Here is a 16,720-nt window from a genome sequence, read left to right as displayed (position 1 = left end):
AGTCCAAGTAAAGCGCCTTTCCTTTGCGCAGTATCTAGGTAGAGGGGTACAAATTAGTTAATGTATTTTTACCAGACTTCTTGTTTTTTAACCAAGCATCTCTGGCGTTTTTAATCGCGCTTTGCATTGATTCAGATTTCCAATCACTTTTTGACTGGCTAAACCGTGTTTGCTGCAATGCATTCAAATGAAGCTGGATCTCGCTAGTTGCGTCGTGGTCAGACGGATTTATAAACCCTTTGTGGTGGGGATATAAACACTTCAACCAAGTTTGTAATGCTGGAGCAATTGCCGCTGTATTACTCGCTTTTACTGACGCCATTAATGATTTAAAGGCCGCCGTTTCATCACCCGAATTCGCTACTAAAACAGTATTGGCGGAAGTCGCCGTATAATTTGGTTTTTGCTTTCTTTGGATTAGATAAGTCACTACCCAACCGATTACCGTGAGGGCCCAAAGCCCTGCAAATAGCCAAGTTAAGTAATGGGGAGCTTGTGCTTCACTGCTATTAGCTAATCCACTTTTTGGTTCACTATTTAGCTCGCTACCATTTTCATTTTGGCCGGGTTGATTAGCAAGCACTGAAGTCGCGCTATTAGCCCCTTGATTGTCGAAAACTGGCTGAGTGGGCGACGTGGCAGCTGTAGCTGGTTGAACAGTGACCGTGCGGGCTGGGATAGTCGCATACTCTGTCTGCTCGGTTAAGGTATTAAACCAAGGGATAGTCACTTCCGGTAATACAAAGCTGCCTGCTTGGGTTGGAATTACCGCAAGAGAACTCTTACGCTGTGCAATCAAGGTGCTGTCTTTTTCTACCGTGGTGGTAGAGGATTGATCTGGATACAACTTAAAGTGAGGAGGATAGAACTCTGGTATTTCTGGTAACTGTTCTTCCACTACACCTAGTGCGGTTAGCGTTACCACGCGAGTGATCGGCTCTCCAACTACAAAGGCGTCACCTTGAGGCCATTCTTCATCAACCCGCGCCATTTCAGAGGGTAACCATGGGTAGTCAATACCAGCAGGGATGGGTTTAATATTTACCGTAATATCGGGCCCAACACGATTAACTTGCTGAGTTCTATTAAATAACCCGAAACGCTGGTTGGTATTTGCAGCAGCAACTTCGGCAGTAAAAACCGGGCCTTTAATGGTAAATTCGCCAGACGCTTGAGGCACAATGGCAAATTGGCGTTCAATAATTTGGTAACGTCGACCATTTACAATATCGGTATATTGCTTATCGTCACCTAACTGCTTTATTTCTGCATTTTGCATGGTGGGCGATTGCAAGCTGCCGCGCTCGATATTCGTCGCAAGATGCAGCTTTATGGTGTAAAAAAGTTGTTGGTTTAAGTAAGCTTCTTTTAAATCAATATCAGTAGTCACGAAGTAATCGCGGGCGACGTTCTCAGATTGTTGAACGGGAATAACATTCACCGACATTGGCGCAGATTGCTTACCTTCTATGCTAATAGCAGGAATGGTGAAGGTACCTTCTTTACGCGGAAACAAGGTGGTAGTCCAGGTGGTGGTTTTCTTGGTATCGAAGTTCACAATAGATGTTTGACTGCTCACCGACGTTCTGCCAACAACGAAGTCTTTTAGTAATATTGAACTATCAAAAGACTCACGGTCTGCGCCACCATTAGCCACAACGGTTAACCGAATAGCCTCATCAAGCATGACCGGATTTTTATCTATGGTGGCTTCAACTGAAGTCACATCTGCCAGCACAACCATGCTGCGTAAAAGTAAGAAAAGGGTTGTAGTGAATAAAATTGCTTTCATCTACCAATCACTCCGATTTGAAGGCATGCGTTGTCTTTGGCGCTTTTGCGCTTCTAATTGCATTTTTCGTTTTAGTAAGAACGCGGGGTCATCTGGTACTCTGCGCATTAAATTTTCAAGACGTTGCTGTTGTTCTTTTTCAGCATCTGTCATCTCGCCAGCTTGCGCCATGGCGGCATCACTTTCTTGCTGGGCTTCATCAGTACCTTCTTCATTCCCAGTATTTTGCGGGGCACCTGCGTCTTCTTTATCGTTTTCTTCACCGTTGGCACCATCTTGCGCATCCGACGCATTTTGGTTCTGGCTATCATCTTGTTCACCCCCTTCATTTTGTGAAGACTGGGGATCACTTTGACTGGCATTTTCATCGTTAGCATTCTGGTTATCAGATGCGTTCTGCTCACCATTTTCTTCAGATGTATTTTCACTGTTTGAACCATCATTATTTTGGCTATCTTGATTACTATTGTCGCTACCTTCTTGATTTTCACCTTCGCCAGAATCTTGTTGGTTTTCACTGTCATTTGATTGCTGGTTTTCTTGGTTTTGCTGTTCCTGTTCTTCTTGCTGCTGTTTCAATTGTTCCAATAAGGCTTTATTTGCTGCAGCATCTTGATAGTTAGGGTCTTGCTTTAGTACTTCATCATATTTGGCGATGGCTTCATCTAGCTTGCCTAAACGAGCCAGTGTATTGCCTTGGTTATACAAACCTTCAATACCACCTTGTTGTTGATAAGCGGCCAGTGCTTGTTCGTAGTCACCAGCCTTGTAATGCGCCGCACCTCGCCAAGCAGGGTCTTCAAATGTAGTCGCGGCTTGATCAAAGGCCTTATCTGAGTAGTTTGCCAAGCCTTCTTGATTGGCATTTAAAAATGGCTTTTTCCACCAAGATACAGAGGAGGACGTCGAACTCTCTGACGGCGTCTCTTGGGTAACAGATTGCGCCATCACTGATTCACTGCTCATCGGCATATAGATAGCCGCTATAACAGCAAACACTAATCCGCGCCTAAATCCAAGCGCCATTAGCGGAAGCAGAGCCAATAAAAGGTAGGGGCCAAACTCGCGCCATTGGTCGCCTTCTGCATTACTCGCATCTTCCTCTGATTCACCGTCTCTATCGAGTAACGACAAGGAAGCGAGTGAAGTAATATCGTCATCATTGGTGGTAATTTCACTAAATTTACCGCCGCTAGCACGGACAACTGCATTTACTGCACTGCTATTAAGTTTAGGTATCACAATAGCGCCACTTCTATCTTTTAGTAATTCACCAGTTATTTGCCTGATAGGAGCACCGTCATCTGTTCCTACAGCAAGAGCGTTCAACGTAAAAGGCATGTCAGCAACGTATTCTTGTAGTTCTTGTTGTTGGCGTAAATCGACACCATCGGTTATCCAGTAAATCATACCTTTACTGTAACCCGCGTTCGTTAACAACTCAGCAGCGGTTTCAACACCTAACAATGGGTCGCTGCCAGGGACAGGCATAATTTCGGGTGACAAACTGGGTAAGAGTGTCGTTATGTTAGCGGCATCTTGGGTAAGCGGGCTCACTACAAATGCATCACCCGCATAAGCCACCAAACCCATTTCGCCTTCACCTATTTGGTTTACAAGATCAATGGCTTTGTATTTGGCTCGAGTAAGTCGGTCTGGGGTAATGTCAGTAGCGCGCATCGACAACGACATGTCCATCACTATGACATGGCCCATTTTCAGTTGATAAACCGGTTGGGGAAGGCGCTCCCATGTGGGCCCAGCTAGGGCAACAACACCAAGCAACCATCCTAATGCAAGCAACCAGAATGGAGGCTTCTGCCCTTTCGTAAATTTCCCTACCACCATATGCTGATATAAATGTGAGGGAATAACCGATTGCCAGCCCGACTTTTTCGACGTATTTCGCTTAAGGGCTATATAAAGAATAAGTGCGGGTATCAGCGCTATAAACCACTCAGGTCGCAAAAAGTGGAAATTGGTAATAAAGTCTTCCATTACACACTTTCCTTTTTGTCGCTCAATGGAACGTGAGACCGTGACAGTGATTTAAACAATGTACTTCCAATCATTATCAATGCCCATAAGGCAGATAAAGCAAAGGCTACCGCCAATGGAAAGTAGAAGAGGGCTGTTAGCGGCCGCATTTTTCTCGCTTCACCTTGTATAGGTTCTAGTGCGTCTAACTTTGCGTAAATGGCTTCTAGCTCTTTTACATCTCTAGCGCGGAAGTATTGTCCACCGGTAGAAGTAGCAAGGTCACTTAGCATGTCTTCGTCTAGCTCTTGAGAAGGATTCACCTGTCGACTACCAAAGAAACTCTGAATAAGCATTTTATCTGCGCCTACGCCAATAGTGTAAACCTTCACTTTTTTATTTACTGCCAACTCTTTTGCTTGCTCAGGGGTAATGAAACCTGCGGTATTTTGTCCATCGGTAAGCAAAATGAGCACGTTGTTTGATTCATCTTTTGCATCAAACCGTTTAACCGCTAAGCCAATGGCATCACCAATTGCAGTTTGTTCTCCCACCAAACCAATCACAGATTCGCTTAGTAAAGTAGAAACCGTATCTCTGTCATAGGTGAGTGGTGCTTGAAGATAAGCGGTATCGGCAAACAATATTAAGCCTAAACGGTCACCCACGCGGCGCTGGATAAAATCGTACAGCACAGACTTTGTCATGGTCAGTCGATTCACTTGTCTGCCATTTAATTCCATGTCGTCAATTTTCATACTGCCGGATAAATCTACCGCCAACATCATCTCTCGGCCTTCACTTGGAATGCTGATTGGCTCACCTAGCCACTGAGGCCGGGCTGCTGCAATAACCACGCAGAGCCAAATTAGCGATGCAATTAGGACCGGAATTTTGCTGCTTTTAAGCGGTGAGGGAGTGTCTTGAATACCCGGTCTTAACGCAGGCACCTGTAAGGCAGCCATCACATGTTGCGGCTTCGCTGGCATTAAGTATCGAACAAGTAGAGGGAGGGGGAGTAGGAACAAAGCCCACCACCATGCGAAATCAAGCATGGGTTGCCTCCTGACTTTTTTGCTGATCAAGCGGTGAAGGTTTTTGTGAAGCCTGCTTTCTCTTACTTTTCGAAGGGGAGGTCACTTTAAAGTGCTTCACCCACGCGTTGGCTGCTTTACTGCATTCATCAAAATGTTTGTTATCGCATTTGGGCGCGTACTGCTGCGAATGCAGTGTTGATAATGAATCGCTCATAGTATTTTTGTGTCTGTCTGGCAGCGTTTTCAATAGAAACTCATGCCAACTGTTTCCGTAAAGCCCTGCTACTTCTTGTGGTTTGAAATAGGTCACGGCGGTACGTTTTAGTACGTTGTTGATTTGCATAGGCCAGTTTTCATCTGCCGATGAGATACTTCCGAGCAGTTTTAGTGCATCGCGACGGGGCTTATTGAATTTATGCTTTTTGACAAGATAGGCAATGAGGCTTATCGCACCAGCTAAGAATAACGCAATTAAGCACCACCAGCCCCAGTCCAGAGGCCAAACGTCTACATTGTTTGGAACATGTATATCTTTAAGCTGTGCAAGAGGATCGGTTTGCGGCATACCTTGGGCTGTTTGCATCAAAAGCGCTCCTGTTGCATGCCTTGAATTTGGGTATCAAGAGGCAGTCCCGCAGAAATGTGGTAGCGAGAAATATTTGCTTGTTTAAGTGATTGTTCCATTGCACTGTTTTGTTGTTCACGCCAACGTTGATAGGTGTCTTCTTCTTTTCTATCGCCTAATAACCATCGTTGTTGATTAATGCCATCAGAAACACTTACCCGTTGAATGGAGCGTGTTTGGGGCAAGGTATGTTCAATAGGATCGTCAACTATAATTGCTCTCACTTCACAATGGCGTGAAAGCTGACTTAAGTGTTGCTGGGCTGCACTACCTAAATGCTGAAAATCAGAAAGTAGATACACGAGGCTACCTGGGCGAGCTAAACGACGAAGTCGAGCACATGCGTCTGCAAAAGCTTGAGTATCGGCCTCAGTGCTCGCCAGTTGCTCATGGCTGGTGGCATGCAAATCCATCAACTCGTGACAAATGTGCAAAACAGCCCGCTTACGAGCAAGGGGTTTCACTTCTTTGTGCTGTTTTTGGTTAAACAGCAACGCGCCTACTTTATCGCCATGGGCTGCTGCAGACCAACTTATCAGTGAACAGATGTGAGCAACCTGCATAGATTTAGTCAGTAACCGTGTTCCGAACATCATTGATGGCGAAAAGTCGCAAAACAAAAATACGGGGCGTTCTCGCTCTTCACGATATATTTTAGTGTGGGTTTTACCGGTACGGGCGGTAACGCGCCAATCGATTGCTCGAATGTCGTCGCCTGGTTGGTAGTGCCTAGCTTCGTCAAACTCCATGCCTCGACCTTTATGCTTGGTCAAATAGCTACCGGCAAGACGGGCTTGAGGAGAACGCTTAGGCGCAAGGCTAAATAGCTTCGCTAACTGCTGATAACGCAATAGTTCAGCAGTAGACAAATTAACACCGTTGGTTTGCAGTAACGCTAACTGCGAATGAACATCACTCATCGTTTATGGAACAGCAACAGTAGCAACAATCTGGTTCAGTACATCGTTCATGGTAATGCCTTGCGCTTCTGCGTGATAAGACAAAATAATACGATGACGAAGTACGTTATGTACAACCGCTTGAATATCATCAGGGCCAACAAAATCTCGTCCACTTAACCAAGCGTGTGCACGTGCGCAACGGTCTAAGCTGATGGTAGCGCGAGGGCTAGTACCCATGGCGATCCACTCAGCAAGGTTGGCGTCAAACTTAGCGGGTTGTCTGGTGGCCATAACCAATTGCACCAAATATTGCTCAAGCTCAGGCGCCATATGAAGCGCGAGCGCTTCTTTACGTGAAGAGAATATATCTTGCTGAGTTAATTTAGGCGGTGTTACTGGCGGTACTGATAGTGCTTCACCACGGGTTAATCGCAAAATTTCTAACTCTGTTTCTGCGTCTGGGTAATCAATATCAACGTGCATTAAGAAGCGATCGAGCTGTGCTTCTGGTAATGGGTACGTGCCTTCTTGTTCAAGCGGATTCTGTGTAGCCATAACCAAGAACAATGGTGGAAGCGGGTAGGTCTTACTACCAACCGTTATTTGGCGCTCAGCCATGGCTTCTAACAGCGCTGATTGAACTTTAGCAGGTGCACGGTTAATTTCATCGGCCAGAACTAAGTTATGAAATAGTGGGCCTTTTTGAAAAACAAATTCACCCGTTTCAGGGCGGTAGATATCCGTGCCGGTTAAATCAGCAGGTAATAAATCTGGGGTAAATTGAACGCGATGAAAGTCGCCGTCGATACCATTGGCAAGCGCGTTGATTGCTCGTGTTTTAGCTAAACCTGGAGGCCCTTCTACTAATAGGTGACCATCGGCTAAAAGCGCAATAAGAAGGCTTTTCGTAAGTGCACTTTGACCAATAATTTGCTGATCTAAATACTTCTGCAGTTGCTGAAATTGTTCCGCTGCCATAATGCAATTATTCCGTTGAAATTCTAGTTATCAGGAAAAGTAAACCAATTAACTCGCCCAAATGTGTGTCGCGAGTAGATAAATTGGCATAAAACAGACTATGTTTTTCTTATATGGTTCCCTTGTCGTCTAGTTCAAGTCGTTAAAAACATCTAATTTTCAGATAGGCGACGCTTATTCGAAACAAATAGGCTGAAAACTGTTCGTGAACGTTGATAATTTGCTATTTTGTTCATTGTTTGTAAAAATTGGGTTTATTACAGGTCAGACCACTTATTTCACGTGGTCATTATTTTAGGTGCATTATGTCAACAAGACAATCTGTTACTACCCGCGAGGGTGATCGCATCGCCATTGTGGCGGGGTTACGTACTCCGTTTGCAAAAATGGCGACATATTTTCACGGCGTTCCCGCTGTCGATTTAGGTAAAATGGTCGTTAACGAACTGCTCGTACGCCATGGTATACAAAAAGAATGGGTTGATCAGGTTGTCTACGGTCAAGTTGTTCAAATGCCTGAAGCCCCAAATATTGCCCGTGAAATTGTATTGGGTACTGGCATGAACGTGCACACAGACGCCTACAGCGTATCTCGCGCATGTGCCACTAGTTTCCAGTCCACTGTGAATATTGCCGAAAGTATGATGGCTGGCCACGTTCAGGTAGGTATTGCTGGTGGTGCTGACTCTACGTCTGTATCGCCAATTGGTGTATCTAAAAACCTAGCTCGCGCATTGGTGGATCTTCAAAAAACCAAAACCTTGGGTCAGAAGTTTAATATCTTTAAGCGTTTAGGCCTTAAAGATCTGGCCCCTGTGCCGCCAGCCGTTGCAGAATACTCAACTGGTTTATCTATGGGACAAACTGCTGAGCAAATGGCGAAATCGCACCATATCTCACGTGAAGAACAAGATGCACTAGCGCATCGTTCACACAGTTTTGCGGCGCAAAGCTGGGAAGAAGGTAAGCTAGATAGTGAAGTGATGACCGCTTATGCAGAACCGTATAAAGGCGCGTTATCTCGAGATAATAACGTACGTTTCGATTCAAAGCTTGAAGGCTACGCAAAACTTCGTCCTGTTTTTGATAAAAAATACGGTACGGTAACGGCAGCTAACGCCACCCCACTAACTGATGGTGCTTCAGCCGTTATTATGATGACTGAAAGCCGTGCGAAAGAGCTGGGTTATAAGCCATTAGGTTACCTAAAAAGTTACGCATTCTCTGCCATCGACGTTTGGGAAGACATGTTAATGGGGCCTTCTTACGCTACCCCAATCGCACTAGACCGTGCAGGCATGACATTAAATGATATTACGCTTATCGAAATGCACGAAGCCTTTGCGGCGCAAACCCTTTCTAATGTGAAGATGTTTGCCAGCGATAAATTTGCCCAAGAAAAACTTGGCCGCGCGAAAGCGACCGGTGAAATTGATATGGACAAATTTAACGTAATGGGAAGTTCTATTGCTTATGGTCACCCGTTTGCGGCGACAGGTACGCGAATGATTACTCAAATGCTTAACGAGCTTAATCGCCGAGGTGGTGGTACTGGTCTACTAACCGCTTGTGCAGCGGGTGGTTTAGGTGCAGCTATGATTGTGGAGACAGAATAATATGAGTCAGGACACAACAATGACAAATGACGTTCAAGCAACATCAGGTGCCTTTACGTTAACTAAACAAGACAATGGCGTAGCCATACTCACCATGGATGTACCAGGTGAGTCTATGAATACGCTAAAAGCAGCTTTTGGCGATGAAATATCTGCCATGCTGGATGACATTGATGCAGATACCAGTATTAAAGGTGTTGTGCTAACGAGTGGCAAAGCAAACTCGTTTGTAGCCGGTGCCGATATTAGCATGCTTGCGGAATGTAATACCGCAGAAGACGCCACAACGATTGCAGCAGGCGGCCAAGCTATTTTTGACCGTATCGAGCGCATGAAAGCAACTTTTGTTGCCGCCATAAATGGCCCTGCGCTTGGTGGTGGTTTAGAGCTTGCCCTAGCATGTCATTATCGAATTTGTACCGATTCACCAAGCACTCAGGTGGGTTTGCCTGAAGTTCAGCTTGGCTTATTGCCTGGCAGTGGTGGTACACAACGATTACCTCGTTTAATTGGTATACAGCAAGCCATGAAAATGATGCTTACTGGTGCGCCAGCCCGCGCGAAGCAAGCTAAAAAGTACGGCATTGTTGATGATGTTGTACCGCAAAGCGTGTTGCTTAACGTGGCTGAACAGTTTGCCCTTAAGCGCAAGCCTGAGCGTGAAGCGCCGCAAAAAAGCGTAATGGACAAAATGCTTGAAAATACCGGCCCAGGCCGCGGCATGATGTTCAAAAAAGCGCGCGAAGCGACGTTTGCAAAAACTAAAGGTAACTATCCTGCGCCAGGTTACATCATTGATGTTATCGAAACTGGCATGCGCGATGGCATTGAAGCTGGCCTCAAAGCCGAAGCTGAAGCATTCGGAAAGTTGGTGATGACGCCAGAATCTTTCCAATTACGTCAAATTTTCTTCGCGACTACCGACATGAAAAAAGAAAATGGTATTGAAGGTGTAGCGCCACAGAAGATGGAAAAAGTTGGCGTACTAGGCGGCGGATTAATGGGCGGCGGTATTGCATTCGTAACCTCTACCAAAGCTGGCGTGCCTGTGCGTATTAAAGATGTTCGCCCTGAAGGCATTGCTAACGCAATGAAATACAGCTACGACATTTTAAATAAGAAAGTGAAAAAGCGCTTCATGCGTAGTAGCGAAATGCAAAAGCAACTGTCGCTTATCACTGGCACCTTAGACTATAGCGGCTATCAAGATACCGATATTGTAGTTGAAGCGGTATTTGAAGATTTAGATCTTAAGCAAAAAATGGTCGCGGATATTGAAGAAAATTGCAAAGAGAACACCATCTTTGCCTCTAACACTTCTTCTATTCCAATTACCCAAATTGCTGCCAAAGCGGCTCGTCCTGAAAACGTGATTGGCCTTCACTACTTTTCACCTGTAGATAAAATGCCATTGGCGGAAGTTATCGCTCATGAAACTACGTCGGATCAAGTTATTTCATCTACTGTTGAATTTGCGAAAAAGCAGGGTAAAACACCCGTCGTTGTTAAAGATGGCGCAGGCTTCTACGTTAACCGCATTTTAGCGCCTTACATGAATGAAGCGGCTAGCTTAATTCTTGCTGGTGAGCCTATCGAGCATATCGATAAGTCTCTCGTTAAGTTTGGCTTCCCTGTAGGTCCTGTGAAGTTGCTTGATGAGGTTGGTATTGATGTTGGTACTAAGATCATTCCTTTCCTAGTAGAAGCCTTTGGAGAGCGTTTTACGGCGCCATCTGCTTTCGATAAAGTACTGGCTGATGGTCGTAAAGGTAAAAAGAACCAAAAAGGTTTTTACAGCTACGAAGGCAAGAAGCCAGGTAAAGAAGTGGATGAAAGTATCTACTCACTTCTAGGCTTAACACCGTCAACTAAATTGAGTGAAAAAGAAGTGGCTGAACGCTGCGTGCTTATGATGCTTAATGAAGCCGCTCGCTGTTTAGATGAGAGTGTTATTCGCAATGCCCGTGATGGTGACATTGGTGCTATCTTTGGCATCGGATTCCCACCGTTCCTAGGTGGTCCTTTCCGTTACATGGACACGTTGGGAATTAAACATGTTGTTGAGCGTTTGAATCATTACGCTAGCACCGTGGGTGATAAATTCGCACCTGCAGATGTATTGGTGAAAATGGCTGAAGAGAACAGCACCTTTTACTAATATGTAAGCGATAGATAAATAGCCGGGCTCCTGAAAAATTAAGGGTTCCCGGCTTTTTTGTATGTAATGATTAATTTTGCTGGTTTACTAGTCAATTTTCAGTACAATCCCGCAGTTTAAAAAATCCCAGTCAAAATTTTGGCGTTGTATTTAAAAGAGTTTTTAATTCTCTTAAATGATGGGCGAAGTAGGAGTGCTTTTTGTTTGTTTTAATTTCGATAAGCCTATTAAGTAGTGTTTTCTTTTATGTTGAGGCTGTGAAGTGGGGAATGAATGCTAAGTATTGGGCAGCGCTTGCGTTAGTGATAGGGCCTTTTGTATTCCCTTTGTTCGGTATTGCCAGACATATACATTGGCGCAGGGCTGTGGGGTTTAATAATCTAATGGTAGAAGCTTAAACAGCTACAGAAAGGCTATAGAAGCCCAGTTATGTTTGAAGCGCTTAAAGCCTTTGAAGCTTTTAAAGCAAGAATAACCCCTTCCTATCCCTCGTTAAGCCTATGCATTCGGCGCAAAGCTGAATTTCAGGTATAAAAAAAGAGAGTCTATGCTCTCTTTTTTGGAATTCTTCGAGGCTATTATAAGCCTACACCATAGCCATTACCACTTTTAGGGCGGTAGTTTTGAGGTTGGGTTACAGACTCTTTTTGCTGCTCAGGGGCTTGCTTAGCGCCTTCTTGGTTATCAGCAGCAACAGGGGTAGCGGTAGATAGTACTAATGCAACAGCATACTCTTTTAACATTTTAATATTCCTCTGATTTTTTTATTTTAAGAACGAACAAACAAAACCGATAGAAAGGATGTTTACCGGTTACAGAAGATATTGCGAGAGATGTGCCAACTTTTTAAGTTGTTGATTTTAATGGTTTAAAATTGTTTTTGGTGCATTTTTTGACACTTGAATTAGTCAAAAGTAGTAAGCGCCAAAAAATAGTCAGATGTTTGAATGGCCGAGCAGGTTGTGAAGTTTTTGATTTTCGGTAAGTAATTTTTCAAAACGCTCAGCATTAAGCGGGCGGCTGTATAAAAAGCCCTGTAGCATTTCGCAATCATAGCGACGTAAAATATTAAGCTGCTCTTCTTCCTCAACCCCTTCAGCCACTACTTTTAAGCCTAGGTTGTGGGCGATATTAATTATTGCTGCTGCCATATGACGGTCTACGCTACTTTTAGCGATATCGTCAATAAAGGCCTTATCTATTTTAAGCGTATTGAGTGGGAATCGCTTCAGATAGGCCAAGGAAGAGTACCCAGTACCAAAATCATCAAGGGCAAGGTGTATACCGCGCTCTCTCAGGCGGCTCATCATCCGAAGACCATTTTCAGGGTCTTCCATTAAAGTCCCTTCGGTAATTTCACACTCTAAATGAAGTGGGGATAGGCCAACTTCACTTAAAATACGGTTAATTCTGTCGTCTAAATCTGGAAGTTCGAATTGCTTAACAGAGATATTCACGGCTACGCGACCGGTAAATAAGCCTTGAGAGACCCAGCGTTTGGTATCTATACAGGCTTTACGTAATACCTGTTCACCAATTTCGATGATCTGACCTGTTTGCTCAGCAAGGGGAATAAATTGCCCAGGACTCACTATGCCTTTCTGAGGGTGTTCAAAGCGCACTAACGCTTCCATACTCACCAGTTTACCAGAAGCGATATCAACTTTTGGTTGGTAGTAAACCGTAAATAAGTCGTCTTTAATACCTTGGCGAATTAAGTTTTCGATTTGCAACTGACGAACTGCATTTTGGTTCATTTCACCGCTGAAGAATTGATAGCTATTACCACCATTATTTTTTGCAAAGTACATGGCGGTGTCGGCATTTTTTAGCATCTCTTGTGGCGTATTACCGTCGTCAGGGAAAAAAGCTATCCCTAGGCTTGCGCCCAACACAAACTCTTGCTTATTGATAATGAACGGGCGAGCAAGGGTATCGAGTAAGTTTTGTGCATAATGGGTGACAGTATGAATATCTGCACTATCTTCCATTAAGACACTGAACTCATCGCCACCAAGTCGGTAACATGTAGCATTTTTACCCGTAATACGTTGTAGGCGTTTGGCAATTTGTTTAATTAAGATGTCGCCAGTTTGGTGGCCTAGCGAGTCATTTATCTTCTTGAAGTTGTCCATGTCTAAACACAGCAAAGTGTGAGGAGCCCCTTTACGGACTAAGTTCTGATGACTTGCTTGGTAGAACGAGCGGTTAGGAAGCTCAGTGAGTGGGTCGATATTAGCCAGTTTAAGTAATTCTTTTTCGGTACTCTTACGTGAGGTGATGTCGCTAAATACACCCACGAAATGACTTATCTTTCCGTCGTCATCGTGTACTGCATCTATGTTTAGTTCCATTTCGTAACGTTCACCATTAACGCGAACTGATTCTACTTCACCCGACCAATTACCTTTGGTTTTCAGTGTCTTTTTAATCTCTTCTGTAAACGCATCGGGATACAAATGGAAATGCAGGTAGCTCGCAAGGGCTTGTTCTCTAGTTTCACCTGTATAGCTACAGTAAGCGTTATTCACTGAAATAAATTTGAACTGGGTGGTAGTAATGAAAACACCCTCAGAGATATTTTCAATTGAGCGCTTAAACAGGTTTAGCTGTTCTTCGGCTTCTTTTAGGTGGTTAATATTCTTCAAGGTTCCGGTCATTCGAACCGGCTGCTGGTTATGATCCCGTTCAACCACTTTTCCGCGATCTAGTAACCATATCCATTGGTTTTTAAAAGTTTTAGCGCGATAGGCAAGCTCATAGAAGTCACTCTTGCCTTCTAAATGGCTGCGTAATGCATCTCTAACGCGACCAATATCATTAGGATGAATATTAGCGTCGTAGGCGCCCGTGGTTCTTATATCGTCTTGCGGGAAGTCTAACGTACCCCATGTGTTTGCTCGATATACTTGGCCTCGATATACGTCCCAATCCCATAGTTCGTCACCAGAGCTCCATAAAGTAAGTTTGAGTCGCTCTTCTGATTCACGTATGGAAAGTTGATTCGATTTACGTAATTGGTACTGTCGAATGATAAAGGCCAAAACAATGGTAAGTATTAGTGCATAAAAAACTAATGCGACTGAATGCAACCAAGGGGGTCTGGATATTTTCAGCTCAAGAGTTCGACTATCTGACCAGCTTTTGCCTGATTCTCTGGCTTGAACTTCAAATAGATAATTACCGAACGAGATATTATTGAACTGAGCTTTTCTATTTTTGCTGTTGTAAACCCAAATATTATCTAAACCTTTCAGGCGGTATCGATAGTATACTTCATCGGGGTAGACGGGGTTGATAAGACCAAATGAAACGCTAAATCTCGACTCAAAGTACTCTAGTACTTTTACTTGATCATAAGTTATATTTTCTACTTTAGAGACGTTATTTTCGACTAGGCCATTTTCAGTGTTGAGTAGTTCTTGACCATTAAATTTGGGTTGGCCAAATACGCTGAACCCAAAAAGTTCTGGTGATAATGTTTTTACTTGATGGTCAAAGTTAGAGGATGATTTAGCAATTTTATTAAAGCCTTTATTACCACCGAAATAAATATCCCCCTCCGATGTCGCTAAAATCGCGCTTTCACCAAGGGAGTTAAATTCTAACTGTGCATTTGATATCGTTGTGACTTCTTGAAGAGAGGGGAGCTCAATCTGATGTACGCCTGCACTATCTGCATACCAGATAGAATCCATTATTCCTACAGAAGAGAAAATATATCCGTCACCACCATCTCTACTCTGTTTTTGAATAACTTCAAAAGTATTTTTGTTTAACTTTACGACGCCGTCTGAACGAGTAGTTAGCCATAGAGCATCCGATGTCTCATAAACGCTATAAACTAGTGAATTTATACCACTTTGTTTACCGAGCTCCTGTTCAACTTGATCGCTCTTAGCGCTGTATATTAGGACACCGTCTTTATGGCGAAGCCAAACTCGATTATTAGAATCTGTAAAGATCGGTAGGTGAAAAGTCGAATTAGACTCTACTCTTCGTTTTGTAACCAGTGACTCATAAGACTGATTGCTGGATTTTTTTAAATCAATTGAATACAGGCCATCTTCGTCTAACCACACCCAGAGAGAGTTTGTATCTTGGTGTATATAATCTATGAATTGCCCTTCAAAAAAATGATTAACGAGATGAAGGTTATTGCCTTCTCTTCTGTAAGCTAGAAGACCATCAGAGGAGGCTACCCAATAAGTATTATTTTGATCTACGGCTAAATCCCAGAAGGTTGTACTTTCTTGTGGTTTAGGATGTTTTGTTAAGTAAGAGAGCTTTCCTGTTACTTCATGTAAAGCGCCAACACCCCGGTTTTGAGATGCAAATAAAATTTCACCTTCAGAGTTTTGAGCTAAACCCCAAATCGTAGCTTCAATCGGCTTATCGGAATTGTTTTCTTTAAAACTGGGGTGAAATTTAACCTCAGAGTAATTTTTGTGGAATCGAAAGGCTCCTTGAAGTGTACCTAACCATACACCTCCAGTACCGTCTTTCTGAAGATTAAAGATAAGATTTTGATTTAATCCAGTTACATTTTCCGTGGATGCATCCACATGGGTTAGGCTAGATGTGGTAATTTTTGCCGGTGCGTCTATGTTTTCATGGACAATAAAGAGCCCTGCATCTGTTCCAATCCAAGCTGAATCAGAAACTCTCTCGATACTGAGTACATTTAAATCATGCTTTTTCGACAACAGTTCTTTATCAATAGAGCGAATTAAATTGCCCCTGTTTCCTAAAATGAAAACGCCTCTGTCAGTAGCCAACCAATAATTACCTTCGATGACAATAATGTCACGTAAAGCCCCAAATGAAATATCTATTCCCCATGGATTTACTTTATCCAAGTTATATATTTGATAGTCCGATTTATCAAAAATTTTAGCGCCAGCTTCATTCGAACCAATCCATATTTTAGAACTCTCATCAAATACAACCTTTATATTACTTGGCGCGTCAAAAGCTTTCGTAACGACTCTAACTTTTTCTTCATCTCTTGATAGTGAGTAAAGGAATTTTGAATCAGTAAAAAGTATATCGCCGTTTGTTGACTCGCTGATGGTGGTAATTAAATCAAGTTTTATGGCGGTGTTTTCACTAGAGAATGTTTTAAAATCATCTGTTTCAGGTTGGTATTTAGCCAATCCAGAATGTGTTGCTATCCAAAGTGTCCCCTCTGAATCAACTAATAATTTTTGAATAAAGCCGCTGGGAAGTGCATTAGGGTCTATATCAGAAGGGTGGTACTGTTTGATGTCATAGCCTGAATAACGATTCAAGCCATTCATTGTCGCAAGCCATATGTATCCCTTGTCGTCTTCGGCAATGTCGAGGACAACGGTACTAGATAACCCATCTCGATTATCTAACTCAGTAAATTGTAAATCAGCAACTTCTATGGCCGCCGCATCGGAGAAAATGACTCCGAGCAGTTGAAGCCATATGACTATAACTGAGTAAGCTAGGGTTGAGCGCACCTACACACCTTTGGCATTACGCCTTATCATTATAATTTATAGTTAGGCTGGCCGCGTCCCTAACAGCCAGAATAATAAATATGCCGAAATAACGCGGGCTCTACAAGCGATTTTTAGTTATAGGAGGGTGATGGTTCAATTGTTAA

The 16,720-nt window shown here is 43.4% G+C and carries 11 protein-coding genes; 3 read left to right on the top strand and 8 right to left on the bottom strand.

Translation table 11 applies throughout. From position 1 onward, the window contains the following. Nucleotides 1-34: 34 nt before the first annotated feature. The 6 genes from R1T43_RS14800 to R1T43_RS14775 are packed head-to-tail and all read right to left on the bottom strand — an operon-like array spanning nt 35 to nt 7,311. Nucleotides 35-1,792 carry a BatD family protein gene (locus tag R1T43_RS14800; RefSeq protein WP_317350183.1) on the bottom strand — a complete coding sequence of 586 codons (1,758 nt, stop codon included), beginning with the start codon at nt 1,790-1,792 and terminating at the stop codon, nt 35-37. Next, a complete protein-coding gene (locus tag R1T43_RS14795) occupies nt 1,793-3,790 on the bottom strand; it encodes a vWA domain-containing protein (RefSeq protein ID WP_317350182.1) in 1,998 nt (665 codons plus the stop codon). Beyond that, entirely contained in the window at nt 3,790-4,824 is a 1,035-nt protein-coding gene (locus tag R1T43_RS14790) for a VWA domain-containing protein (RefSeq protein ID WP_317350180.1), read from the bottom strand. Before R1T43_RS14790 ends, R1T43_RS14795 begins: the two co-directional genes overlap by 1 nt. After that, the gene (locus R1T43_RS14785; protein WP_317350178.1) at nt 4,817-5,389 is read right to left on the bottom strand and encodes a DUF4381 domain-containing protein; all 573 of its coding nucleotides are present in this window, start codon (nt 5,387-5,389) and stop codon (nt 4,817-4,819) included. Before R1T43_RS14785 ends, R1T43_RS14790 begins: the two co-directional genes overlap by 8 nt. Then, nucleotides 5,389-6,351 carry a DUF58 domain-containing protein gene (locus R1T43_RS14780; RefSeq protein WP_211069661.1) on the bottom strand — a complete coding sequence of 321 codons (963 nt, stop codon included), beginning with the start codon at nt 6,349-6,351 and terminating at the stop codon, nt 5,389-5,391. The genes R1T43_RS14785 and R1T43_RS14780 overlap by 1 nt, the downstream gene beginning before the upstream one ends. A 3-nt stretch (nt 6,352-6,354) precedes the next feature. Then, entirely contained in the window at nt 6,355-7,311 is a 957-nt protein-coding gene (locus R1T43_RS14775; protein WP_057793039.1) for an AAA family ATPase, read from the bottom strand. A gap of 305 nt (nt 7,312-7,616) precedes the next feature. Here R1T43_RS14775 and fadI point away from each other — a divergent pair, with 305 nt between their 5' ends. The 3 genes from fadI to R1T43_RS14760 all read left to right on the top strand — a co-directional run bounded on the left by fadI (nt 7,617) and on the right by R1T43_RS14760 (nt 11,483). Next, complete coding sequence (gene fadI / locus R1T43_RS14770) at nt 7,617-8,927, top strand: acetyl-CoA C-acyltransferase FadI (protein WP_013784923.1); 1,311 nt, start codon at nt 7,617-7,619, stop codon at nt 8,925-8,927. Nucleotides 8,928-8,946: 19 nt separating this feature from the next. Continuing rightward, nucleotides 8,947-11,085: a fatty acid oxidation complex subunit alpha FadJ gene (fadJ, locus tag R1T43_RS14765; RefSeq protein WP_317350172.1), complete on the top strand. Its 2,139-nt coding sequence runs from the start codon at nt 8,947-8,949 to the stop codon at nt 11,083-11,085. Between the two features lie 200 nt (nt 11,086-11,285). Continuing rightward, nucleotides 11,286-11,483 (top strand): hypothetical protein, encoded by a 198-nt coding sequence (locus tag R1T43_RS14760; RefSeq protein ID WP_211069659.1) that lies wholly within the window; start codon nt 11,286-11,288, stop codon nt 11,481-11,483. 180 nt (nt 11,484-11,663) lie between these two features. Here the strand turns inward: R1T43_RS14760 and R1T43_RS14755 are convergent, their stop codons facing one another. Both R1T43_RS14755 and R1T43_RS14750 read right to left on the bottom strand, forming a co-directional pair. Continuing rightward, nucleotides 11,664-11,828 (bottom strand): hypothetical protein, encoded by a 165-nt coding sequence (locus tag R1T43_RS14755; protein ID WP_317350169.1) that lies wholly within the window; start codon nt 11,826-11,828, stop codon nt 11,664-11,666. Nucleotides 11,829-12,020: 192 nt separating this feature from the next. Then, complete coding sequence (locus R1T43_RS14750; RefSeq protein WP_317350167.1) at nt 12,021-16,574, bottom strand: EAL domain-containing protein; 4,554 nt, start codon at nt 16,572-16,574, stop codon at nt 12,021-12,023. Nucleotides 16,575-16,720: the final 146 nt, after the last annotated feature.

The sequence above is a fragment of the Alteromonas sp. CI.11.F.A3 genome (genome assembly GCF_032925565.1).
GTDB lineage: Bacteria > Pseudomonadota > Gammaproteobacteria > Enterobacterales > Alteromonadaceae > Alteromonas.
The sequence above is the reverse complement of the archived record's forward strand: the minus strand, read 5'-3'. Positions and strand labels throughout refer to the sequence as shown.